Source organism: Sphingomonas sp. CROZ-RG-20F-R02-07, assembly GCF_022662335.1.
Classification (GTDB): Bacteria; Pseudomonadota; Alphaproteobacteria; order Sphingomonadales; family Sphingomonadaceae; genus Sphingomonas.
Window position 1 is genome coordinate 34,176 of record NZ_JAKNQJ010000018.1, and the last position, 21,253, is coordinate 55,428.

The following is a 21,253-nucleotide window of genomic DNA, read 5'->3' on the forward strand; positions in this document are numbered from 1 at the left end:
CTTCATGTCGCCCATGCGGCCAGCAGCGGCCATGGCGGCTCGCCCGGCCGCATCACCACGCGCCGCAGCCCGGCATCGGCATGGACGAACCCGCCGGCCACCCGCACCGCGAGATGCAGTTGCCCCGGACCCGTCGTCGTCAGCACGATGTCGCCCGGCGCATCGGCCGCCGCCCGCGCCAGCACCGCATCGATCCGCGCGATCACGGAAGCCGGATCGCCGCCGCGCAGCGCATAGCCGCTCGGCACCACCACCCTATGGCCGCCACCCTGCAGCGCGAGCGCCACCACCCCGACGCAATCGAGCCCACCCGCCGCATCGCGCCCGTGGAGCCGGAACGGCGCGCCGACCAGAGCGCGCGCCGCCGCTGCCACCGCGCTCATCCGCCCGGATAACGCGTGAGCAGGTCGATGCCGGGCAGATAGGGCTCGCCGCGAAAATTGGCCGCGTTGCCGAACCGGGCGGCACAGGTCGCGATGCTCTTGTCGCACCCCTCCACCAATTCGACGAGCGTGTCCGGTTCCCCCGCGAACGCCGGGGGCATGCGCAGCGTGACAGTGGCGCCGTCCGACCGCGCCACCGCGCCCTCCAGCCCGCCATTGGCGCCGCCGAACCAGCGCAGCCGCCCGCCCGCACAAGCACCCGGCGTCGGCTCGGCCGTGTCGAGCGTCACCACCTGTCCGTCCACCGCGATCACGCGCGCGAAGCGGCGGCGGCCGGCCAGCGCCACGCGGCAGCGCCGGTCGCCCAGTTCGGCGCGGCACTCGGCCGAGGTCTGCTCGACCACCGGGCGTTCCAGCGCCGCGGTCGCGCCCGCCAGTTCGGCGGTGAACGCGGCGTCGCGGATCTCGACCGCCCCGATCGTGCCTTCGCCCAGATCGACCCGGCCGCTGCCGTCGGTCCAATCGATCGCGAACAGCGTCACGCGCGCGCCGTCGAAGCGGCCGGCGAGCAGATCGACCTCGGTGATCGCATCGCTCGTCAAGGCGCCGCTCGCATCCATCGTCGCCGCCTCCAGCCCGTCGGTGCGGACGATCGCGGACGGCGTCATGCCCGGCGCCGCGCGATGGACCAGCCCGTCCACCACGAGATCGCGGTCGTGGCCCGTCAGCCCGATCGTCACGCCGTCGCGCCGCTCGATCCGCCAGCACCAGGCGAGGGTGACGAGCGCGCTCATGCCTCGCGCACTTCGATCAGCGGCACCTGCGCGGCGTTGCCCGCCAGGAAGGTCGCGCGCGTCACGCTCAGCCGATCCTCGGCGAAGCGCACCGGCACGTCGAAGGCGAAGCTCGCGCTCACCGCCGCGCCGGCCGCAGGGGCGACGTCCAGTTCGACCCAGCCGCCGTCCGTCACCGCGAAGGCCTGGGTGGCGCGGCCGTCGATCGCCACGGTCACGCTGCCCGCCACCGGCCGCGTGATCCGCCGCACCATGTCGCCATAATGTTTGGCCAGCGCGAAGCGGCGCTGCTGCCCGTCACCCGTGCCGATCGGGACGGCCACCGCGTCGCTGTCGAACGGGTCGCGCAGCCGAAAGCCGCGCGCCGGCCCCATCCGCGCCCGGAAAAAGCCGAGCAACACCGCGATGTCCGCCTCCGACCGGATGCCGGGGCCGACATCATAGGCGGTGCGCGCCTCCGCCCAGGCGGCGCTGCGTTGCTCCGCGCCGCCCGCGCTCGTCACGATGCTGGTGGAAAAGCCGGGCGTTACCTCCGCCTCGCGCCCCATCGCCAGCGGGAAGGCGATGTCGTCGAAATCCTGCATGGCTTGCTCCTGCGTATCGAAATGGACGAAGCCGTCGCGCACCACCTGCGGCAGCGCCCAGAGAAAGGTCGCCGCGACGCCGCGCGCGCGCGCCGTCTCCGCCGCCGCATCGATCGCCGACCATTCGGCCGACTGATCGGATCGGAGCACGAAGCCCGAGAGGTAATGCTGCCGCGCAGGCGGATAGCCGAGCCGCGCTTCGGCCAGCGCGACACCGCGCGCGGTGGAAGCCGCGTCGCCGGCCGCCGCCCAATCATAATCCTCGAGCTGCAGCACGTCGAACGCGGGCGAGGCCCATCCGACCGGCATGTTCGCGCGCTTGGCCTCCGGCGCCGCGGTCGAGAGAACGGTCGGCAGATAGGTCAGCAGATGCGTGACGCATCCGGGGGCCGCGGCCCGCGCCGCCGCGCACAGCGCCGCAGTGGAGGCGGCAAGGCACGCACCCGCGCGGTCGAGCGTCGCAATCTGGTCGGCGCTCAGCGCGCCGGACAGCGTCGGGATCGCGACCGGCGCGAACGCCGCCACCGCGCTCGCATCATAGAGGCAGGGCCGCCCGTCGGGCATCGTCCACCACCAGGGCTCGCCCACCTGGAACCGCGGCACCAGCCCCGCCGCCGTCGCGATACCCATGAACGCCTGCACCACGTAACGCAGATACGCCATCGCGCCGTCGTGGGCGGGCGACAGCAGCGTCGATGGCGGCACCCAGCCGGTCTGCGCCGGGCTGCCGTCCGACGCGCGTTGCTTCCAGTCGTTCCAGCAATGCGCGTCGAACAGCTCGTAGCTGACCGACCAGATGATGCCGAACCCCAGCGCCTGCGCCCGCGCGGCGAAATCGCGGTGCCAGGCGGCGCACGCCACGTTCAGCGTGCCGCCGGCCAGGCTGACATAATAGCCGCCATACAGCGCATCGAGCCGGAAATAATGGCTCATGCCGACATAATGGACGATGCTGCCGCGATAGCCGAGATGCAGCGCCGCGCGCAGCAGCCGCGCCGGCGTGATGTTGTAGCTGTCGTCATAGCCGCTCGCGATGCCGAACCCGTGTTCGGGCACCACCACCGCGCCGATCGCCAGCACCGCGCCCGGCCCCTCGCAGGCGATGCCGGTCAGCTCCACCCAGGCTTCCGACGCCGCGGCGAGCGCCGCGTCCTTGGCCGTATAGCCGGGCGGCACCAGCGAGACGAACATCCGGTCGATATCGCCCGCCCACACCGGATCGGCTTCGCCCGGCAGGAGGAACCCGCCGTCGAGCGTTGCGAAATCGATCGCGATCGCGGCATCCTCGGGATGGCCGACCGCATAGTTCCACAACCGCACATACCAGGCGCGCGGCGCGCCCGCCGCGTCGCGCCCCTCGATCGTCAGCACCGGGCCGTTGACCGCGTCGAGCGGCATCACGCCCGCCGAGCGCCAGTGGAAACGCAGCCGGCATCCGGTGAAATCGCGCGCCGTCTCATAGGCGAGCAGCGGATGATCGAACCGGTCCTCCGCCTCCCAGATCAGGCCGGCGAGATCGTCCGCCTTGTAGAACACGGCATCCACCCGCAGCGCGTCCGCGGCGATGCTGGTAACGGCGGCCATCATCGGCCGCGGAAAATTCACCGTCCAGAAGCGCGGATCGAACCGCGTGACGACATCCTGCGCCTGCACCGTCGGCGCGGCGGCGAGCCAATGTCCCATGGCGGATCTCCTTATCGTCCACGCGGCAGGGCGCGCAGCGTTCGTGGGTGCGAGGCGGATGGTCGGGGCGGTGGATGCGGTTACGATCGCGCCGACCAAGCGTCGGCGCACACGGACAAACCTTCCTTCGATCAATTACATGGATCGTCGTTTCATGAAGCATTAACGAAAGCGTCATAAAAAATAACGTGACCGTTACGAATGCGGCACGATTGGAGCGGTTGTCGGGAGGGCACAATGCAGGCTGCTACTTCGAAGATCAGGCGCGTGGTCATCGTCGACGATTCACGGACGTCACAGCTGATACTGGAAGCCGCCTTTCAAGCTCATGGGGGGTTCGACGTCGTCGGCATGGCCAGCGATGCGGCGGCCGGCTACACGATGGTTCGGCGGCTCGGCCCGGATCTGGTTACGATCGATTTGTGCATGCCGTATATCGATGGTTCGGCGTTACTGGACATGCTCGCGCCGTTGACGGCGACCTGCAAGATCGTCGTCTCCGATCTGGCTGCGACCAACATCGCCATGGCCGCCAAGCTAAAGGCACTCGGCGCGACGCTGTGTCTGGGAAAGCAGGACCTCGTTCACCGCCCGGAGGCCTTCTTCAAGAACATGGTAAAGGCATGCGAGGCGCTGGAAGCGAAAAGCTGGGTCAGCGGCCCGCTGCTGACGCTGACGTCCGACGGACGAACGCGCGGCGGGTCCCGCAGTTCGCGTCAGCCCGTTCATTTCGGCATACCGATCCCGGTCGATGAAGAGGCCAGGCTGGCCGAGTTGCAGCGCCGGCGGCTCGACAATGCCGTGCGGGAGCGCGAATTCGATCTCGTCACGCGGTTTGTGGCGGAAGAGACCGGATTTCCGGTCTGCCTGCTGACCTTCATCGACAAAGACACGCAGTGGATCAAATCATCCTTCGGCTTTGACGTGACCAGCGGACCCCGATCCGACGCGTTCTGCAATTATACGATCGCCGGAGGCCGATTGTTCGTGGTCGGCAATGCCGAGACGGATCCGCGCTTCGCCAACAACCCCATGGTTACGGGAGCGCCGGGCTTCCGCACCTATGTCGGTCAGCCGATCGTGTCCGGCGACGGGATCCAGCTCGGCGCGCTTTGCGTTCTCGATACGAAGGTTCGTCCGGTACCATCCAGCATGACTCGCAAGCTGGCGTCCCTGACGGAAATTCTCGGCAGCATGATCGATCGCAGACCGGTTCTGGCCGCCTAGCGGATCGATCGTCACGGACGAGGCGCACCGGACGAAGCGGCGCGCCTCTTTCGCGCAATCCCTCATTCCGCCAGCGCCGCCTTCACCGCGCGCGCCACCTGGCGGCTCGATTGTGCGAGCGCCGTGGGCGTGGTCGCGGCGTTCGCGTTCACCGTGATCGCCACGCGCACGTCGCGCGTGCCGCCACCGGGCGCGGCGCCCGTCTCGATCCGCCCGCTTGCGGTGGGCACGAACAGTTCGGGGCCGCGCTCCCCCACGACATAGGCCGCGCCGGGCGCCACCGGGCCACCGGTCGCGCGGCCCGGCAGGCCGATCAGGCCCGCGAGGATCGACCCCAGCCCAGCCCCGGCCCCGCCGCTCGTCCCGCCGCCCAGGGCGGCGCGCAGCGAGGCGGCGGCGATCTGCTCCAGGGCCTTCAGCGCCACCGTCTTCAGCTCCTCGAAACCCAGCTTGCCGCTCGTCGCCGCGCGGATCAGGCTGGTTTCGATCGTGCGGCCGGCGCGGTCCGCGCCCGCACCCAGCCCGGTCTCGAGTTCGGCGCGCATCGCCGCCACCTCGCGCATGAACGCCGCGCTGTCGGCATGGACCGGGATCGTCACCGGTGCGATCGGATCATCCATCGGGAAAGGCCTCCTTCAATTGTGCCAGCATCGCCGCGTCGGGCGGGGCGGCACCCGCGCCACCGCCCGCCCCGGCCAGCGCATTCACCACGCTCGCCAGTTCGGCGGGCGTCGCCGCCCAGAACCGGTCCGGGCTCCAGCCGAGCGCCGCCCCCGCCATGCCGGCCAGCCGCCCGGCGCTCTGCGCGAACGTCACCGCCGAGCCAGATCCTGGCCGCTCAAAATCTGCCCGAGCAGCGCGCGCAGGATCGGCGTCGCCGCGGCGAGCCCACCCTGGACGATCGCCTCGCCCAGCGCCTCGCGGGTCACATGGGCGGGCGCATCGCGCAGGCAGTGCCAGAGCAGCGCCACCGTCTCGGCGATGCCGATCCGCCCTTCCGCCGCGCGCTCGACCAGCGTGAAGAGCGGGCCAAGCTCCTGCTCGGCGGCCACCAGCGCGGCGAAGCTCGGTCGAAGCGTCAGCTCGGTGCCGTTCACACGCAGCGCGGTCTCGCCGCGCACGGGATTGGCCGGCCGGGCGCCGGTCTGCGCGCTCATGCCACCACCACCGGGCCGGAGCTTTCGAGCGCGAGCGTATAGGAGCGCTCGCCGTTGAAATCGCCCGCATAGTCGAGCCGCGAGACAAGGAACCGCCCGGTCATCGTCTCGCCGCTTTCGAAGCTCAGCCGGTAATCGTCGAGCACGCCGCCGAGCGCACTGCCCTTGATCCGTGCCTCCGCCGCCGATCCGGTGAACACGCCCGCGCCGGCCACGCTGACGCTGCGCACTCCGGCGCCCGACAGCAGCTCGCGCCACCCGCCCGATCCCTTGTTGGTCACCACCACCGTCTCGCCGTTCACCGACAATTGCGTGGTGCGCAGCCCCGCCACCGTCGCGAAATTCGGCGGCGCGGCGCCGTCGCCCACCTTCAGCAGGAACGCACTGCCCTTTTCCACGGCCATCATTCTTCTCCCTTCAGGATAAACGGTAGAGGCGGACGAGAAACTCGCTCGCCGCGCCCCATCGGTCGGCGCCGCTGCGCGCGATGCGGCTTTTCACCAGGCGGAACTGGACGATCCGCCAGCCCTCGCCGATCTCGGGTCCGGTGGCGCAGGCGGCGTCCTCGGCGGTGGAGACGAGCTGGCGCAGCCGCACCGGCCGCTCGCCCGCATCGGTCAGCGCGACGACGACGCGCCCCTCGAAGCCCGACCAGCTCTTGGTGCTCCAATCGGCCAGCACGGGTTCGTCCACCACCGCATAGGGCACGCCGCCCCGCACCGGCGGCGCATCGAAGACGCGGGCACCGGGCAGCGCCGGCTTCAGCGCGGCGACGACGGCCGCCTGCAACAGGATGCGCGCGCTCATGCCGCGCGCTGCCCGCCGAGGTGCATGCGCCGGTACGGCCGCCACAGCGCGGCGATCGCGGCGGGCGGCGCACCGTCGCCGTCGCGCCGCTCGAACAGATGCGCCGCCAGCATCGCGACGCCCTGCGCGATCGGTGCGGGCAGCGCGTCCCAGTCCGCCGCCAGCCCGGCGCGATAGGCGACCGCCACCCGCCCCGCGGCGCCGGGCGCGAGCACGCGGACCCAGCCGGTGCCGTCGCCCGCGATGTCATAGCCATAATCCTGGACGGGCAGCACGAACGGCGCGCCGTCCGCCGGCAGGCCGGTGATGCCGTCGATCGCGACGACGGGCGCCTGCGCCAGCCGCTGCCACCCGCTGCCCGCGGACAACAGGTCCTCGCTCCCGCGGATCACGCAGGGGCTGCCGAGAAACGCCTCGGCCAGCGCGAGCGCGCTCGCCGCCAGCGTGGTGAGCAGCGCGTCCTCGTCGCCCCCCTGCAGGCGAAGATACGCGCCCGCCGCCGCTGCCGCCCGCGCGACGACGGCCGGCGGGATCGCCGATTGCGTCATGGTGATTCTCCTCGAAGCCGAGCAAGGGGCGAGCCGCGGCTGCGCACCCGCCCCGGCCGGTCAGTTGGCGGCGAACATCATCAGCTTGATCGCCTCCGAATTGGCGACGCACCCGCCGATCCGCTTGGTCGCGTAGAAATTGACGAACGGCTTGTTCGAATAGGGATCGCGCAGGATCGCGGTCTCCGCGCGTTCGGCGATCAGATAGCCCGCTTGGAAATTGCCGAACGCGATCGACAGGCTGCCCGCGGCGATGTCGGGCATGTCCTCGGCCTCCACCACCGGATAGCCGAGCAGCGTGGCGGGCACGCCCACCGCGAGGCTCGGCGCCCAGACGAACGCGCCGTCGCTCGTCTTGAACTTGCGGATGCGCGACAGCGTGGCGGCGTTCATCACGAAGGCGGCGCCCTGAAGATAGGGTGCGCGCAGGCTCTGCACGAGGTCGATCAGCCGCTCCTGCGGCGCCGCGCCGAAATCGCCTGCCGCGCCGCTGGGCAGATATTGCAGCGTGCCGAACGGCCGCGCCTTGTCGGGCGTGGACGCGGTCGGCGACTGGAGGAAGCCCTTGGGCTGGTTCACCCCCGAACCGTTGACGAACGCCGCCCCCTCGGCGCGCGCGAATTCGGTCGCGATCTCGTCGGCGAGCCACTGCTCGACGTCGAAGGCGGCATCGTCGAGCATCGCCTGGCTCGCGGCCGGATTGGCGTAAAGCTCGCCCATCGGCGGCGCGATCTCGGCGAAGACGGGCGTGGCGGTGCCGTTCCGCGCGTCCACCTCGCTGGCCCAGCCGGACGGCGTGCCGCCCGTCGTCACCAGCTTGCGATAGCCCGCCGTCCCCACCTTCACCACATTGGCGAGCGCGCGGATCGGCGAGATCGCGGTCAGCGTGCGGTCGATCACCGCATCGATCTCGCGCGGCACCGCATAGCCGCCGGCATCGCCCGTCACCCCGGTGAACGCCTTCATCTCGAGCGTGGCGCCCTGCCGCACATAGCCTGCAAAGGCGCCGTCGGGCTTCGTCCCGCCCTCGAGCACCGGGCGCGCCACCGCGGCGCCGCCGATATCCATCGTCGTCGTGTCCATGACATTCTCCTCGTGTGAAACCTATCCGTCGATCCGGTCGACCCGGGCGCGCGGCTGCATCGGCACCGCCACCAGACTCACCTCGACCAGATCGACCCGATGCAATTCGCGGTGCGCGCCCTGGTGGACGCGGCGCGGGCGGTAACCGACCGACAGCCCGGCCACCGCGCCGCTGCGCACCAGCCGCGCCGCCTCGGGATCGTCGATCACCCCCGCCACGCGCAGCCCGTGCGCATCCTCCTGCGTGGTGACGTGCCCCACCGGGCGCCCGCGATGCTGCCACAGCAGCGGCACGGTGGCGGGGCCGCCGAACGCGCCTGGCCGAGTCACGTCGCCCGCGCGATCGACCCGGTCGAACAGCGCGGCATAGCCCGCAAAGGCCATGCTCATTTGACCAGTTCGCTCAGGCCCAGCTTGACCGCCAGCAGCGCGAGCAACGCCGCGCAAAGCCAGCCCACCACCGCCTTCCACGCCGAACGCTTGGCATCGCGCCACGCCGCCAGCAGCTCGCGCAATTCGGCCATGTCGCGTTCGGCGCCCTCGTCGGCCAAGCCCAGCCGGGTGAGCGCGCGCGTCGCGCCCAGTTCGCCCGCCTCCTCCGCGATCGCGCGCAGCGTCAGCCGATCGGTGCCGCCCGCCTGCCCCTGCGCGATGAGCTGCGCCAGCACCGCGCCGCTCATGCGACACCCAGGCGCTGGCGCTTCTCGGCGTCGGTCAGGAAGGTCGCCGCGCCGATGCTCGCCCAGAGCCGCTGGCGATCGTCGGCCAGCACCGGCACCTGATCGAGATCGACCGACAGCGCCGCGCCGGCGAACCAGCCGCGCAGCCCCTGCGCGATGCCGGTGAGGATCGTGCCCGCCAGTGGCAGCACCGACAGCCGCCACAGCGCGCGGTTCGCCTCCTTGTAATTGGCATAGGTGGAATCGCCCGGCAGCCCGAGCAGCATCGGCGGCACCCCGAAGGCGAGCGCGATATCGCGCGCCGCCGCGGCCTTGGTGCCGGCGAAATCCATGTCGGCGGGCGACAGCGACAGCGCCTGCCATTTGAGACCACCTTCCAGCAGCATCGGCCGCCCGGCATTGGCCGCGCCCGAAAAGCCCGCTTCCATCTCCGCCTTCAGCCGCGCGAACTGGTCCGGCGATAGCGCGGAGCCGTCGCCCGGATCATAGACCAGCGCGCCGCTCGGCCGCGCCGCATTGTCGAGCAGCGCCGCGTTCCAGCGCGCCGCGGCATTGTGCACCGCGATCCCCGCCGCCGCCGCACCCAGGCAGCCAAGGCCATAATGGTCGTCGAGCGGGTTGAAGCTGCGCAGGTGGATCACCTGCGGACGCTCCGGCCCCGCATTCAGCCGCACCACGTTCGCGCCCACCGCATAGCGATAGGCGGCGGGCCAGCCCCCCGCGTCAGGCTCGACCACCACCCGCTCGGGGCGCAGCGCATAGAGTTCGGCGACGCGCCCCTCGGCATCGTTCAGCACCTGGATATAGGCGTTGCCGTGCAGCAGCAGATGCGCCGCCACGTCGCCCATCAGCGCCTGCCCGCCCGACCGCGCGGTTACCAGCGCGGCGAGCGCGGGATCGGAGGCAACCAGCGGCGCATCGGCCACTGCATCGGCCACCAGCCGCACTGCGCGCCGCGCGATCGGGTTGCGGCCATAGCCCTCGCGCAGCTGCGCCTCATAGGATTGCGGCCAGCCGCCGGCGGTCGCCCAGCTTCCCCCCGCCCCGCCCGATGTCGACAGCGCCGGGCGCGCGCCGTCGCGCGGCGTCTTCCAGCCGAAGATCTTCATGATGATTCTCCTAAAGGTTCGCCCCGCCCGCGGGGCGGGGGCCGAAGCGGCTCAGCCGATCGGGCGCACCGTCGCGGCGACGCGCCGTTCCAGCATCAGCGCGGTCATCGCCCAGACCAGCGCGTCGGCACGGTCGGGCGACCGGCCGGGCCCGGCATAGACGCCGCCCGGCACCAGCCCGCACAATTCGTCCTCCAGCCGGGGAAAGACGCCGACATGGCGGACGCGGTCATTGTCGTAGAGCATCGCCACCGGCTCGGCCCGCGCCACCTTGCCGTGCGCGGCATGGACGAGCTTCAGCGGCAGCGTGCCGTCGGCCGCGTGCAGGACGCTGCGCACCATCGCGCCCCCCTGATTGGCCTCGGCCACCACCCGGTCCGCACCGTGCCGCGCGGCGCACGTCGCCACCGCGCGCGCCCAGCCTTCGGGGGCGAGCCCCTCCACGCTCGCGTCGTCCAGCACATAGGCGCGCATATCGTCGCACAGCGCCACCGCGACGATCCCGCAGGCATCGCCGCCGATCCCCGCGGGCGGATCCACCGCCACCACGACGCGCCGCACGGGCGGGTGGACGCGCACGCGCCACTCCTCCAGCCGCGCGCGCGTCCACAGCGCATCGGCCACGTCGTCGATCAGTTCGCCATCGAGTTCCTGCCGCCCCAGCCGCGTGCCGGCATAGGCCCGCATCGCATCGCGAAACGCCTGGGGCAGATGCGGATTGTCGTCCGTCCGGCCGCGCGTCTCGACCATCCCGCGTTCCACCATCACGCGACGCATCAGGTTGGTGGGCCGCGGCGTCGTCGTCACCACGATGCGCGGTTGGTCGCCCAGCCGCATGCCCATCACCAGATTGTCCCACGCGATGTCGCCGTATCGCCATTTGGCGAGCTCGTCGCACCAGGCGGCGTGATGCTGCGGCCCGCGCAGCGCCTCGGGCGATCCGGCCGAATAGACGAAGCCGATCGCACCCGAGGCGAACCGCAGCTCGCCCGCCGTCGGGCGCCACCGCGGCGCCTCGCCCGCATGCGCCACGCTCACCAGCCCGCTTTCGCCTTCCACCATCACGCGCTGCACGTCCTCGCGCGTGCCGCCGACCAGCGCGATCCGCCCCTCGGAATGATCGCGCGCGAACTGGCTGATCCATTCGGCGCCCGCACGCGTCTTGCCGAAACCCCGCCCGGCGCGGATGAGCCATACCCGCCAGTCGCCGGGAGGTGCGCGCTGGCCGTCGAGCGCCCAGGCATCCCAATGTTCGAGCAGGCGGCCGACCTGCGCCGCGTTCAACCCCTTCATCGCCGCGGCGCGTTCGATCGGCCCCATCGCCGCGAGCTGCGCGACCCCCACGCGCGCGTTCACGCCGGATCGCCGTCGATGACCGGCCGGCGGCGCGCGACCGCGTCCAGCCGCTTCGTCAGCGCCGCCTCGGCCTCGGCCAGCGTCGCGGCGGGCCGCTCGCGCGGCAGCTCGGGCCCGCGGCGCTGCGCGGCGTCGTGCCGGTTGAGGATGGCCATTGCCACCTTCACCTGATCCGGCGCCATCACGCGCGGGGACGCATCCGATCCATCCGCCGCCGCCACCTCGAGCGCATCGACGCCCGTCAGAGCATGGCCGAGCAACGCCGTTTCCAGCCGTTCGTAACCGATCGCCAGCGCGTCGCGCCATGCCGTGGCGAACGCGGCATTGGTCCGGCGCGCATGGCAGGCGCGTTCGGCGGACATCCCCGCCGCCCGCGCCGAGCCCGCCACATCGGCGGTTTGCGCCAGCCCATCGAAAAACCGCTTCCGCCGCCCTGGAGTCCAGCGGCGGGTCGCGACCTCGCCGTCATGCGCGTCGTCCCGCTTGCCCATGATCCACCCCCGCACCGCCATGATCGCCGGCCGCCGAACGCAGTTCGGGCCGGCGACGACACGGGCTTCTGCCCGCGCCATCCCGGCCCGACTCGCAATTCTTCAGCGTTCCTGTTATATACCCAAGAAGCGTGACGCTGTCAAGTGTTTTGTACCCTTTTGGTTCGCACGGTCACTCGGCCGCGGCAAGCAGCGTATCCGGTTCGCGCGCCTTCAGCCGGCGATAGGTCGCCAGCGCCTGGCCCACCACCTGGTCCATATTGTAATAGCGATAGGTGGCGAGCCGCCCCACGAAGACCACGTCGGGCTCGGCGAGCGCGAGTGCCTCGTAGCGCTTGAACAGCGCCTGGTTCTCGGGCCGTGGGATCGGATAATAGGGATCGCCCTCGGCCGCGGGATATTCGTAGGTGACGCTGGTCACCGCGGCCACCTGCCCGGTCAAATGCTTGTATTCGGTGACTCGCGTAAAGGGCACCGCCTCGTCGGGATAGTTGACGACGGCCACGGGCTGGTGCTGCGCGACCGGCAGCGTGCGATGTTCGAACCGCAGCGAGCGATAGGGAAGGCGACCGTGGCAATGGTCGAAATACTCGTCGATCGGCCCGGTATAGACCAGCCGGTCGTAACGCACGCTGTCCTTCACCTCGGCGAAATCGACCCCCAGCCGCACCGTGATGCCGGGGTTATCGAGCATCGCCGCGAACATCGCGGTGAAGCCCTCCGCCGGCATCGCCTGATAGGTGTCGGCGAAATAGCGATCGTCCACGTTGGTTCGCGTCGGCACCCGCGCGGTGACGGCCTTGTCCAGCTCCGACGGATCGAGCCCCCATTGCTTGCGCGTGTAGCCGCGGAAGAACAGTTCGTAGAGCTCCTGCCCCACCGCGGAGACGACGACGTCCTCCGAGGTGCGCACCGCGGCCACCGGTTCGGCGCGCGCCGCGAGGAAGGCCGCCGCATCGGCGTCGCTCTCGAGCCCGGCGTCGAACAGCGCGTTCAGCGTGGTGCGGTTGATCGGGATCGGCACCTGCTGTCCGCGCACCTCGGCCAGGACGCGGTGCTCATAGGGCCGCCAATCGGTGAAGCGCGACAGATAGTCGAACACTTCGGCCGAATTGGTGTGGAAGATGTGCGGGCCGTAACGGTGGATCAGGATGCCCGCTTCGTCCGCCACGTCGAACGCATTGCCGGCGATATGCGGGCGCCGGTCGATCACCAGCACGCGCTTGCCGCCATCGGCCGCCAGCCGCTCGGCCATCACCGATCCGGCGAATCCGGCCCCCACCACCAGATAGTCGTAATGCGGCAATTCCACCGGCGCGGCGCGTTTCGCGTCGATCGCGGCGAGCATCGCGTCGGCGGTATCGTCCCACGACATCGCCGCGAGCAGCGCATCCGCCTCGTCGCGCCAGGCGCGGTCATCGCCGCGCGCCAGCGCCAGCGCCGCGTCGCAGGCCGCGACAAAATCCGCGCCGCCTTTGGCGATCCGGACACCCGCGACCGTGCCGTAATGGCGGATGACGTCGACGATCGGCGTCGACACCACCGGGCGCCCCGCAGCGAGATATTCGGGCGTCTTGGTCGGGCTGATGAAGCGCGTCGCCGCGTTAATTGCGAACGGCATCAGCGCCACGTCCCAGCCCGCCACGGCCGCTGGCAGTTCGTCATAGCCGCGCGAACCGGAATAGAGGATGTTGTCGCGCACCGGCAGATCGGCGGGATCGATCTTCACGACGGGGCCGACCATTTCGATCGTCCATTCCGGCCGCGCATCGGCCAGCCCGGCCAGCAGGTCGAGGTCCATGCGCTCGTCGATCACGCCATAGAAGCCGAACCGCGGCCGCGCCGTCCGATCGGGAACGGTGTCGCGCGCGCGGGCGAAATGCGCGACGTCGACGCTGGAGGGGAAGGGGCGCACATCCGGATGGCGGGTGCGCTTGGCCTCGTACAGGCTGTAGCCGCCGGTGAAGACCAGATCGGCCGCGGCCAGCAATTCCTCCTCCAGCGCCAGCAGCTCGGGCGGCGCGAAGCGGAAGGCGGACAGTTCGTCCATGCAATCATAGACGGTGCAGTCGGCCGCGACCCCGCGCGAGAAGGCGAGCATCATCGGCGTGTAATACCAGCGCACCGCCACCGGCGGCTCGTCCGCGAGGAACGCCGCCAGCAACTGCGCGAGCGCGGCATCGCGGGCGCCGTCGTCCAGCCCGTGCGGAAGGCGCGGCGTCGCGATGCGCAGACCCGGCCCCGACGCGCGGATCGCCAGATCGGGCGAGGCGACGCCCCCCGTCTCGGGCTCTTCCCACACGACGATGGGATGATGCCGCGCCATGCGGGTCAGCAGATGCTGCGGCCGCTGGAAGACGAAATCCCAGCGCAGATGCGAAAAGCAGAGGAACAGGCCGGCACGGGCAGCGGGATCGAGGGAGGCACGCGGGGCCAGAACGTTCATCAGCAACTCCAATCAAGCCCCGCCCCTACCGGTAAGACACGGAAAAGGCATTGATCCATGCTACCGTATCGCGATTTGGTCTGGGCGGCGGCGTCTGGCAGGAGCGCGCGGGTGACCGATTCCGTTCCCCTGCCCCGCACGCCCCCGCTGCCGTGGATCCGGACCGCGCCGGGCGCGCCCTATTTCATCGACGATACCGGCGCGAACTGGACGCCGATCGGCCAGAACGACGCGATTACCTGGCCCGAACTCGCGCCGCTGTTCCGCCGCCGCGATCTGGCCGCGGTGAAGCGCCATCTCGCCTGGCTGGTCGAGCACGGCGTCACCTGCCTGCGGCTGATGGTCGAATATGCGCAGGTGCGGCATCGCTATTTCGAGCGGCCGGCGGGCGTGCGCGTTCCCGCCATGGTGCGGCTGTGGGACGATCTGTTCGCGCTGTGCGAACGCGCCGGCCTGCGCATCCTGCTCACGCCGGTGGACACGTTCTGGATGTGGATCCACTGGCGCCACCATCCGTGGAACGCCGCCAATGGTGGCCCGCTCGACACGGCCGCGCGCCTGTTGCTCAGCCCCGAGCTGCGCCAGGCGATCAAGGCGCGGCTGACCTTCATGGTCGAGCGTTGGGGCGGATCGGGCGCGCTTTTCGCCTGGGATCTGTGGAACGAGATCCACCCCGCGCAGGCGGAGAACGGCGCGGCCTGTTTCGACGAATTCATCGCCGACCTGTCGCAGCATGTGCGCGGCCTGGAGCAGCGGCTCTATGGGCGCAGCCATCCGCAGACCGTGTCGATCTACGGCCCCGAATTGTGGTGGCGCCCGGAGCTGGCAATGGCCGAGCCGATCTTCCGCCACCCCGATCTCGATTTCGCGACCATCCACATCTATCGCTCCGGTCCGATCGACAACCCCACGGACACGGTGCGACCCGCGCTCGCGATGGGTCGCGTGGTGCGCCAGTGCCTGGGCGAGATCACCGACACCCGGCCCTTTCTCGATACCGAACATGGCCCGATCCACGCCTTCAAGGACAAGCACCGCACGCTGCCCGCGCCGTTCGACGACGAATATTTCCGCCACATGAGCTGGGCGCATCTCGCCAGCGGTGGGGTCGGCGGCGGGATGCGCTGGCCCAACCGCCATCCGCACGTCCTCACCCCCGGCATGCGGCTGGCGCAGCGAGCGATGAGCGGCTTCCTGCCGCTGATCGACTGGCAACGCTTTCGCCGCACGCCGTTCGCGGTGCGCGTGCGGAGCTATCACGCGCTCGGCTGCGGCGATGCGGATCAGGCGGTGCTGTGGCTGGTGCGCCGCGGCGGCCGAATGCCCGACGGCCGGGTGGACAACGCGACCTTCACGCTGCGCCCGATCACGGTGCCGATGCCGCCCGGCCGGTTTCGCGTGACCATTTGGGACACGATCGCCGGCCAAAGCCGCGATGAGCGGGAGGTGGTCGCGGACGAGCACGGACTGGCGTTCGACGTCACCGTCAGCGGCGACTGCGCGGTCGCGATCCGGCGGATCTGAGGCGCTCTTACCCGGCGATGCGCGCCTTTAGCGCGTCCCACGCCGCCACTTCGTCCGGAAAGCGCTGTTCCACCACCAGATCGGAGGCGATGCCGGTCGCCATATCGACCGTGACGCGGCCGGCCCATTCATAGGTGGCGTTGCCCGACAGCGTCACCATGGCATCCGCCTCCGCATGACCGCGGATCATCCCGCCGCGGTTGAGGATCATGGTGTCGACGCCGTAGCCAACCCGTCCGGTGAGACAGGCCGCGTAGAGCGAGGCGCCCATTGCGCTGCCGCAACTGTCGGTCAGGCCGACGCCGCGCTCGAAGGTGCGCACAAAGAGCGCGTCCCCGCGCACCTCTACGAAGCTGACGTTCGCGCGGCCGGGCAGCCAATCGGGCGCTGCCTCGCACAGCGCGCCGATCCGGGCCAGTTCGGCTTCGTCGATCGCCTCGACGAACGCCACGAGATGGGGATTGGGCATCCGCACCGCGGTGAAACGCTGGGCCGGCGAGAGCGCGGCGATCGGCGCATCGACCAGGGTCACTGCCCCGATGTGCATCGGCCAGGAGGCGAGGTCGAGCGTCGCCGGCCCCGCCCGCTCGCGCACCGTGTACACGCCGGGTGCCAGATCCTCCGCGCGCACCGCCGTCGCCGCGGAGATCTTCAACGCGACCGTCGCCGCGCTCAGCCCGGTCGCCGCGAAGCCCGCGCGCGCGACGCAGCGCAACCCGTTGAGGCACGTCTCCGCCTCGCTGCCATCGGCGTTGCGCATCGTCATCGCGAAATCGGCCCCGCCGCGCGCCGGCCCGAGCAGCAGGATCCCGTCGCCGCCCACCGGGCCGGCGCGATCGGACAGCGCGCGCGCGACGATCGCCCATTCGGCGTCGCCTAGCGCGAGCCCCCGCGCGTCGATCATCGGGAAGTCGTTGCCCGACCCGTGGCATTTGACGATGGCGAACCTCATGGGAGGCCATAATGGTCGGCCAGCGCGTCGAGCGCCAGCCCCAACACGATCCGTCCCGCGCGCGCGGGCCAGCCGAGCGCCCGCTCCGCCGCGGGCAGCCCCTCGCACGCGCACACCACGCGCCATGCCACGTCGCGCAGGCCAGGCCCCAGCGCGGCCGTCGCCGCATCGAAGCGGCGCTTGGCGGCGATCTGCGCGCTGGTGGGATCGAGCCGCTCGCCCGTCGCTCCGTCCACCCGCGCCGCCCAGCGCATCGTGACCGAGGGCGCGAGCGCGGCGCGCTCGTAATCGGCGCGCAGCCGCTCCCCGGCCTCGAACTGCCGGGCATCCACCATCCCGCGCGCGCGCAGCCAGCCCAGCGGCGATTCGGCGATATTCACGCTGACGCGCCGACCCCGACCGGCGGGGTTCGCCCGCACCACGCCATTCTCCAGCCCATGTTCCACCAGCTCGCGCATAATGCCTCCATCCTCCAGATCGCTGCGGGCTTGCCACAACGGCACATGTGTAGGACAGTGGCGAACCGATATGGTTGGAGAGCGATCGTGATTACTGCCATTCGCGATGTTCGCCGTGCCCGCGGGCTGACGCTCGACGATGTCGCCCGCGCCTGTGTCCCGCCCTCCACGCCGCAGACGATCGGCCGCCTGGAAACCGGCACGCGCACGGTGTCGATCGCGTGGCTCAACCGGATCGCCGCCGCGATGGGCGTCACCGCGGCCGATCTGGTGACGCTGCCCGACCGGTCCGACCTGCCCGTGGCCGCGATCCTCGATGCGGGCGGCGTGCATGCGCCACGCCGCGCGGCGAGCGTGACGCCACCCCTGGCGCAGCCGGGCTGGGTGGCGGTGAGCGTCACCGGCGGCATCGGCGATTACCGCGCGGGCGATTCGATCTGGTGCGAACCGCTGGCGCCCGACGCGTTCGGCCATGCCCTCAACCGCGACGTGCTGGTGCCGCGCGCCGCGGGCCGGTTCCTGTTCGGCCGGCTGATCGGGCGCGACACCGGCGCGCAAGGCGCGCGCCTCCATTTGCTTCCGCCCGGTGCGGGCCAGCGTCAGCAGGTGATCGCCGATCCGCCATGGATCGCGCGCGCCGTGCGGCTGGTGCGCGATCTGTGACGCACCGCTAGCCGCGACGGGCGGTCATCAGACCTCTTCGTTCTGCAACAACAGGTGGATGATGGCGGGGGCCGGCCGGGCCAGGGCACGGATACCGCACGCGGCGAGCCGGATATCGTCGATCCGCTCGGGATCCTCGACCAGAATGCGCCAGCGACCCGCATGGCGCGTCGCCGAACGGATATTGCCCCACCCGCCGACCGCCGTCCCGATCGAACGCGGCAGCGTGCCGGCCGGCGCCGCAATGGCCACCGCGGGCGTGGCGGCGACCGGTTCGGGCTGATCGAGCACCGCGCGGATCTCCATCGCCAGCCCGTCGGCGATCCCGCCGACGATCACCTGCGCGGTCTTCGCCGAGGGCCGCAGCACGCCGCGCGCGCCCAGCGCACGAAGCGCGGCCTCGTCGATCACACCGGAATCGGCGAGCGTCAGCCGCAGCCGGGTCGCGCACGCATCGACCTGCCGGAGATTGGCTTCACCACCCAGTGCAGCGACGAACGCGGCGGCCTTGCCCTTGGCGGTCACCGGCGGTGCGAGCGGCGCCCCCGCGACCAGCGGCTCGCGCCCGGGCGTCGGCAGATCGAACCGGACGATCGCCCAGCGGAACAGGCCGTAATAGAGCAGCGCGTAGAGCGCGCCCACCGGCAGCATCAGCAGCGGGCGCGTCGCGCGTCCATAGTTCAGCACATAATCGAGCAGCCCGGCCGAAAAGCCGTAGCCGAGCCGCACGCCGAGGAGGTTCATCACCACTTCGGCCGTGCCCGTCAGCACCGCGTGCACGACGTAAAGTACGGGCGCGAGGAACATGAAGCTGAACTCGATCGGCTCGGTCACGCCGGTCAGGAACGAGGTGAGCCCCAGGCTCAGCAACAGACCGCCCACCGCCGCGCGCCGGTCCGGCGCCGCCGATCGGTACATGGCAAGGCAGGCGGCGGGCAGGCCGAACATCATGACCGGGAAGAAGCCGCTCATGAAAACGCCGGCGCTCGGGTCCCCGGCGAAGAAGCGGGTCAGATCCCCCGTCTGCCCGTGATAATCGCCGACGAGGAAATAGGCGACGTTGTTCAGGATGTGGTGCAGTCCGGTGACGATCAGCAGCCGGTTGAGCAGACCGAACGCGAACAGGCCCCAACTGCCCGATGCCACGATGCCCTGGCTGAGCGCGTCCACCCCGGCGCTGATCCAGCCATAGGTCAGGCCGAGCGGCAACGCGACCGCCAGACCGGCGATGCCGGCCAGGATCGGCACCAGCCGCCGGCCGCCGAAAAAGGCGAGATAATCGGGCAGCTTGACCGTTGAGAAACGATTGTAGAACCCGCCCCCCACCAGGCCTGCGGCGATGCCGATCGGCACCTGCAGCTTGTCGATCGCCGCCGCCTTCCACGCACCGAGCAGCGCCTGCCCCACCGCCGCCGCGCTGCCGGGCGGAACCAGCCCCGCGGGTGCGACGAGGAACACCTGCGCGGCATTGTCGATGACGAGATAGCAGACCACGCCCGCCATCGCCGCCGCGCCATTGCCGTCGCGCGCGATGCCGGTCGCGACGCCGACCGCGAACAGCAGGCCGAGATGCGCGAAGATCGCCTCGCCTGCCGCGCTGACGAAGGCGATGTTCAGCAGGTCGGGCTGGCCCAGCCGCAGCAGCAATCCCGCGATCGGCAGCACCGCGATCGGCAGCATCAGCGCACGACCGAGCGCTTGGAGGAGCGGCATCGGCGAACCGAACTTGACGATCATCGGCCGGTCTCCTCGGCGAAACGGCGGGCGAGCGCGCGAACCTCGGCGGCCGAGGCGCAGGCGAGCGCGGCGCGCGCATGGTCGGCGGCCGCATCCAGGGCCAGCGCCATCACCAGCGCCTTGGTCGCGGCGACGCGGGCGGGCGGCACCGAGAGCGTACGCACCCCGAGCCCGATCAGGATCGGCGCGGCGAGCGGATCGGCCGCAAGGCCGCCACAGACGCTGACCGGCACGACGCCCGCCCGCGCGCACGTCTCGGCGATCAGGCGCAGCACCGCGGGGTGCAGGCCGTCGAGCATCGCCGCGACCGCGGCGTTGCCGCGATCCGCCGCCAGCGTATATTGGGTGAGGTCGTTGCTGCCGATCGACAGGAAATCGGCTTCGCGCGCAATGAGGTCCGCGCCGATCGCCGCAGCGGGCGTCTCGATCATCGCGCCCAGCGCGCAAGCGCCGCCGCCGATCCGTTCGAGTGCGGCGCGCACGCTCGCCAGCTCGGCCGCGCTCGCGACCATCGGCACCATGATCTTCGCGCGCGTCGGCTCGGCCAGCGCTAGAATCGCGGCCAGTTGCGCGTCGAGCAGCGCGGGCTGGGCCAGCGCGATCCGCACGCCGCGCAGGCCGAGCGCCGGATTTTCCTCGACCGGCAGCGCCAGATAGGGCGCGGGCTTGTCGCCGCCGATATCGAGCAGCCGGATCGTCACCGGCCGATCGGGCAAGGCCTCCATCACCGCGCGGTAGGCCCCGGTCTGTTCGGCGGCATCGGGCGCGGCGGTCCGATCGAGGAACAGGAATTCGGTCCGCAGCAGCCCGCAACCGTCCGCACCCGCCGCCATGCCGGCGACGGCATCGGCGGCCGAACCGCAATTCACCTGCACCGCGATCGGCGTGCCGTCGCTGGTGGCGACCGACGCGCTGCCGATCGATCCGGCCCGCACCGCCGCGGCGGCATGGCGCGCGATGGCAGTATCGGCCGCCCTGCGAGTCGCCGCGTCGGGATCGGCGACGACATGGCCCGCATCGCCGTCGATCAGCATCGGCGTGCCGTCCGCGACGCTTTCCAGCGCGGTGCCGAGTGCGACCGTCATCGGCACGCCCGCGCCCGCCGCGAGGATCGCCACATGCGCGGTCGGGCCGCCCCGGACGAGCGCGATGCCCGCGATGCGCGCGGTATCGAGCGCGACGAATTGCGAGGGGAGCAGATCGTCGGCCAACAGGATCGCGCCCGCGGGCGGTGCTTCGCCGCCCGCCGTGGTGCCCAGGATCGCGTGCGCGACGCGTTCGCCGACATCGACGATATCGTCAGCGCGCTCGGCGATGCGCGGATCGCCCACCGCGCGCAGCAGCCCGGCCTGCGCCTCGGCCGCGGTCAGGATCGCGGCGGCGGCGCTCGCCCCCGCATCGATCGCCGCCTCGGCCGCCTCGGCGAGCATCGGATCGTCGAGGATCTCGCGGTGTGCGCCGAAGACGCCCGCTGCCTGGCCGTGCGCCTCCGCCGCCAAGCCGAGCGCCGCGCGAACGGTCGCCATGCCGGTGGCGAACCGGCCCCGTTCGACCGCCACACCCTCGCCGCG

Annotated in this window: 23 protein-coding genes; 3 read left to right on the plus strand and 20 right to left on the minus strand. The window is 71.2% G+C overall.

Translation table 11 applies throughout. The annotated features are described in order from the left end of the window. Positions 1 to 2: 2 nt before the first annotated feature. Genes L8H00_RS17035 through L8H00_RS17045 form a run of 3 tightly spaced genes read right to left on the minus strand, consistent with a single transcriptional unit; the run spans position 3 to position 3,444 of the window. Positions 3 to 383, minus strand: a complete 381-nt coding sequence (locus tag L8H00_RS17035) for a peptidoglycan endopeptidase (RefSeq protein WP_242098503.1) — start codon at positions 381 to 383, stop codon at positions 3 to 5. Continuing rightward, positions 380 to 1,177 carry a DUF2163 domain-containing protein gene (locus L8H00_RS17040; protein ID WP_242098504.1) on the minus strand — a complete coding sequence of 266 codons (798 nt, stop codon included), beginning with the start codon at positions 1,175 to 1,177 and terminating at the stop codon, positions 380 to 382. The genes L8H00_RS17035 and L8H00_RS17040 overlap by 4 nt, the downstream gene beginning before the upstream one ends. Beyond that, positions 1,174 to 3,444 (minus strand): DUF2460 domain-containing protein, encoded by a 2,271-nt coding sequence (locus L8H00_RS17045; protein ID WP_242098505.1) that lies wholly within the window; start codon positions 3,442 to 3,444, stop codon positions 1,174 to 1,176. The genes L8H00_RS17040 and L8H00_RS17045 overlap by 4 nt, the downstream gene beginning before the upstream one ends. A 267-nt stretch (positions 3,445 to 3,711) precedes the next feature. Here L8H00_RS17045 and L8H00_RS17050 point away from each other — a divergent pair, with 267 nt between their 5' ends. Next, a complete protein-coding gene (locus L8H00_RS17050; RefSeq protein ID WP_242098506.1) occupies positions 3,712 to 4,671 on the plus strand; it encodes a response regulator in 960 nt (319 codons plus the stop codon). 62 nt (positions 4,672 to 4,733) lie between these two features. Here the strand turns inward: L8H00_RS17050 and L8H00_RS17055 are convergent, their stop codons facing one another. The 13 genes from L8H00_RS17055 to glf form a co-directional block, all read right to left on the minus strand. Then, the gene (locus L8H00_RS17055; protein ID WP_242098507.1) at positions 4,734 to 5,291 is read right to left on the minus strand and encodes a tail tape measure protein; all 558 of its coding nucleotides are present in this window, start codon (positions 5,289 to 5,291) and stop codon (positions 4,734 to 4,736) included. Then, positions 5,284 to 5,487 (minus strand): phage tail assembly chaperone, encoded by a 204-nt coding sequence (locus tag L8H00_RS17060; protein ID WP_242098508.1) that lies wholly within the window; start codon positions 5,485 to 5,487, stop codon positions 5,284 to 5,286. The genes L8H00_RS17055 and L8H00_RS17060 overlap by 8 nt, the downstream gene beginning before the upstream one ends. Next, on the minus strand, positions 5,484 to 5,828 hold the full coding sequence (locus tag L8H00_RS17065) for a gene transfer agent family protein (RefSeq protein WP_242098509.1): 345 nt from the start codon (positions 5,826 to 5,828) through the stop codon (positions 5,484 to 5,486). Before L8H00_RS17065 ends, L8H00_RS17060 begins: the two co-directional genes overlap by 4 nt. Further along, on the minus strand, positions 5,825 to 6,232 hold the full coding sequence (locus tag L8H00_RS17070; RefSeq protein WP_242098510.1) for a phage major tail protein, TP901-1 family: 408 nt from the start codon (positions 6,230 to 6,232) through the stop codon (positions 5,825 to 5,827). The genes L8H00_RS17065 and L8H00_RS17070 overlap by 4 nt, the downstream gene beginning before the upstream one ends. Before the next feature lie 13 nt (positions 6,233 to 6,245). After that, complete coding sequence (locus L8H00_RS17075; RefSeq protein ID WP_242098511.1) at positions 6,246 to 6,635, minus strand: DUF3168 domain-containing protein; 390 nt, start codon at positions 6,633 to 6,635, stop codon at positions 6,246 to 6,248. Continuing rightward, positions 6,632 to 7,183: a hypothetical protein gene (locus L8H00_RS17080; RefSeq protein ID WP_242098512.1), complete on the minus strand. Its 552-nt coding sequence runs from the start codon at positions 7,181 to 7,183 to the stop codon at positions 6,632 to 6,634. The genes L8H00_RS17075 and L8H00_RS17080 overlap by 4 nt, the downstream gene beginning before the upstream one ends. 60 nt (positions 7,184 to 7,243) lie before the next feature. Next, a complete protein-coding gene (locus L8H00_RS17085) occupies positions 7,244 to 8,266 on the minus strand; it encodes a phage major capsid protein (RefSeq protein ID WP_242098513.1) in 1,023 nt (340 codons plus the stop codon). A 21-nt stretch (positions 8,267 to 8,287) separates the two neighbouring features. Next, positions 8,288 to 8,656, minus strand: a complete 369-nt coding sequence (locus tag L8H00_RS17090; RefSeq protein ID WP_242098514.1) for an HK97 family phage prohead protease — start codon at positions 8,654 to 8,656, stop codon at positions 8,288 to 8,290. Continuing rightward, positions 8,653 to 8,946 carry a DUF6127 family protein gene (locus tag L8H00_RS17095; RefSeq protein ID WP_242098515.1) on the minus strand — a complete coding sequence of 98 codons (294 nt, stop codon included), beginning with the start codon at positions 8,944 to 8,946 and terminating at the stop codon, positions 8,653 to 8,655. The genes L8H00_RS17090 and L8H00_RS17095 overlap by 4 nt, the downstream gene beginning before the upstream one ends. Further along, positions 8,943 to 10,055, minus strand: a complete 1,113-nt coding sequence (locus L8H00_RS17100) for a phage portal protein (protein WP_242098516.1) — start codon at positions 10,053 to 10,055, stop codon at positions 8,943 to 8,945. Before L8H00_RS17100 ends, L8H00_RS17095 begins: the two co-directional genes overlap by 4 nt. 51 nt (positions 10,056 to 10,106) lie before the next feature. Next, complete coding sequence (locus tag L8H00_RS17105; protein WP_242098526.1) at positions 10,107 to 11,348, minus strand: terminase family protein; 1,242 nt, start codon at positions 11,346 to 11,348, stop codon at positions 10,107 to 10,109. 59 nt (positions 11,349 to 11,407) lie between these two features. Next, the gene (locus tag L8H00_RS17110; RefSeq protein WP_242098517.1) at positions 11,408 to 11,902 is read right to left on the minus strand and encodes a hypothetical protein; all 495 of its coding nucleotides are present in this window, start codon (positions 11,900 to 11,902) and stop codon (positions 11,408 to 11,410) included. A gap of 172 nt (positions 11,903 to 12,074) precedes the next feature. Next, entirely contained in the window at positions 12,075 to 14,348 is a 2,274-nt protein-coding gene (gene glf, locus L8H00_RS17115) for a UDP-galactopyranose mutase (protein WP_242098518.1), read from the minus strand. 111 nt (positions 14,349 to 14,459) lie between these two features. Between glf and L8H00_RS17120 the strand changes: the two genes are divergently transcribed. Continuing rightward, positions 14,460 to 15,872, plus strand: coding sequence for a hypothetical protein (locus L8H00_RS17120; protein ID WP_242098519.1), 1,413 nt, complete (start codon positions 14,460 to 14,462; stop codon positions 15,870 to 15,872). A gap of 7 nt (positions 15,873 to 15,879) precedes the next feature. On the opposite strand, the gene dapF is transcribed toward L8H00_RS17120, so the two are convergent. Then, on the minus strand, positions 15,880 to 16,824 hold the full coding sequence (gene dapF / locus L8H00_RS17125; protein WP_242098520.1) for a diaminopimelate epimerase: 945 nt from the start codon (positions 16,822 to 16,824) through the stop codon (positions 15,880 to 15,882). Beyond that, on the minus strand, positions 16,821 to 17,282 hold the full coding sequence (locus L8H00_RS17130; protein ID WP_242098521.1) for a DUF6456 domain-containing protein: 462 nt from the start codon (positions 17,280 to 17,282) through the stop codon (positions 16,821 to 16,823). The genes dapF and L8H00_RS17130 overlap by 4 nt, the downstream gene beginning before the upstream one ends. A gap of 87 nt (positions 17,283 to 17,369) precedes the next feature. Here L8H00_RS17130 and L8H00_RS17135 point away from each other — a divergent pair, with 87 nt between their 5' ends. Then, on the plus strand, positions 17,370 to 17,945 hold the full coding sequence (locus L8H00_RS17135) for a helix-turn-helix transcriptional regulator (RefSeq protein WP_242098522.1): 576 nt from the start codon (positions 17,370 to 17,372) through the stop codon (positions 17,943 to 17,945). Positions 17,946 to 17,972: 27 nt separating this feature from the next. Here L8H00_RS17135 and nagE read toward each other — a convergent pair whose 3' ends face one another. Both nagE and ptsP read right to left on the minus strand, forming a co-directional pair. Beyond that, entirely contained in the window at positions 17,973 to 19,682 is a 1,710-nt protein-coding gene (gene nagE / locus L8H00_RS17140; RefSeq protein ID WP_242098523.1) for an N-acetylglucosamine-specific PTS transporter subunit IIBC, read from the minus strand. After that, the coding region (ptsP, locus tag L8H00_RS17145; RefSeq protein WP_242098524.1) for a phosphoenolpyruvate--protein phosphotransferase at positions 19,679 to 21,253 on the minus strand (1,575 nt) is incomplete at its 5' end. The genes ptsP and nagE, both read right to left, overlap by 4 nt.

Bases quoted from the DNA above. Each gene is read 5' to 3' on its own strand.
- L8H00_RS17035 (WP_242098503.1), bottom strand. From the start codon at position 383: ATGAGCGCGGTGGCAGCGGCGGCGCGCGCTCTGGTCGGCGCGCCGTTC.
- L8H00_RS17040 (WP_242098504.1), bottom strand. From the start codon at position 1,177: ATGAGCGCGCTCGTCACCCTCGCCTGGTGCTGGCGGATCGAGCGGCGC.
- L8H00_RS17045 (WP_242098505.1), bottom strand. From the start codon at position 3,444: ATGGGACATTGGCTCGCCGCCGCGCCGACGGTGCAGGCGCAGGATGTC.
- L8H00_RS17055 (WP_242098507.1), bottom strand. From the start codon at position 5,291: ATGGATGATCCGATCGCACCGGTGACGATCCCGGTCCATGCCGACAGC.
- L8H00_RS17065 (WP_242098509.1), bottom strand. From the start codon at position 5,828: ATGAGCGCGCAGACCGGCGCCCGGCCGGCCAATCCCGTGCGCGGCGAG.
- L8H00_RS17070 (WP_242098510.1), bottom strand. From the start codon at position 6,232: ATGGCCGTGGAAAAGGGCAGTGCGTTCCTGCTGAAGGTGGGCGACGGC.
- L8H00_RS17075 (WP_242098511.1), bottom strand. From the start codon at position 6,635: ATGAGCGCGCGCATCCTGTTGCAGGCGGCCGTCGTCGCCGCGCTGAAG.
- L8H00_RS17080 (WP_242098512.1), bottom strand. From the start codon at position 7,183: ATGACGCAATCGGCGATCCCGCCGGCCGTCGTCGCGCGGGCGGCAGCG.
- L8H00_RS17085 (WP_242098513.1), bottom strand. From the start codon at position 8,266: ATGGACACGACGACGATGGATATCGGCGGCGCCGCGGTGGCGCGCCCG.
- L8H00_RS17090 (WP_242098514.1), bottom strand. From the start codon at position 8,656: ATGAGCATGGCCTTTGCGGGCTATGCCGCGCTGTTCGACCGGGTCGAT.
- L8H00_RS17095 (WP_242098515.1), bottom strand. From the start codon at position 8,946: ATGAGCGGCGCGGTGCTGGCGCAGCTCATCGCGCAGGGGCAGGCGGGC.
- L8H00_RS17100 (WP_242098516.1), bottom strand. From the start codon at position 10,055: ATGAAGATCTTCGGCTGGAAGACGCCGCGCGACGGCGCGCGCCCGGCG.
- L8H00_RS17105 (WP_242098526.1), bottom strand. From the start codon at position 11,348: ATGAAGGGGTTGAACGCGGCGCAGGTCGGCCGCCTGCTCGAACATTGG.
- L8H00_RS17110 (WP_242098517.1), bottom strand. From the start codon at position 11,902: ATGGGCAAGCGGGACGACGCGCATGACGGCGAGGTCGCGACCCGCCGC.
- glf (WP_242098518.1), bottom strand. From the start codon at position 14,348: ATGAACGTTCTGGCCCCGCGTGCCTCCCTCGATCCCGCTGCCCGTGCC.
- dapF (WP_242098520.1), bottom strand. From the start codon at position 16,824: ATGAGGTTCGCCATCGTCAAATGCCACGGGTCGGGCAACGACTTCCCG.
- L8H00_RS17130 (WP_242098521.1), bottom strand. From the start codon at position 17,282: ATGCGCGAGCTGGTGGAACATGGGCTGGAGAATGGCGTGGTGCGGGCG.
- nagE (WP_242098523.1), bottom strand. From the start codon at position 19,682: ATGATCGTCAAGTTCGGTTCGCCGATGCCGCTCCTCCAAGCGCTCGGT.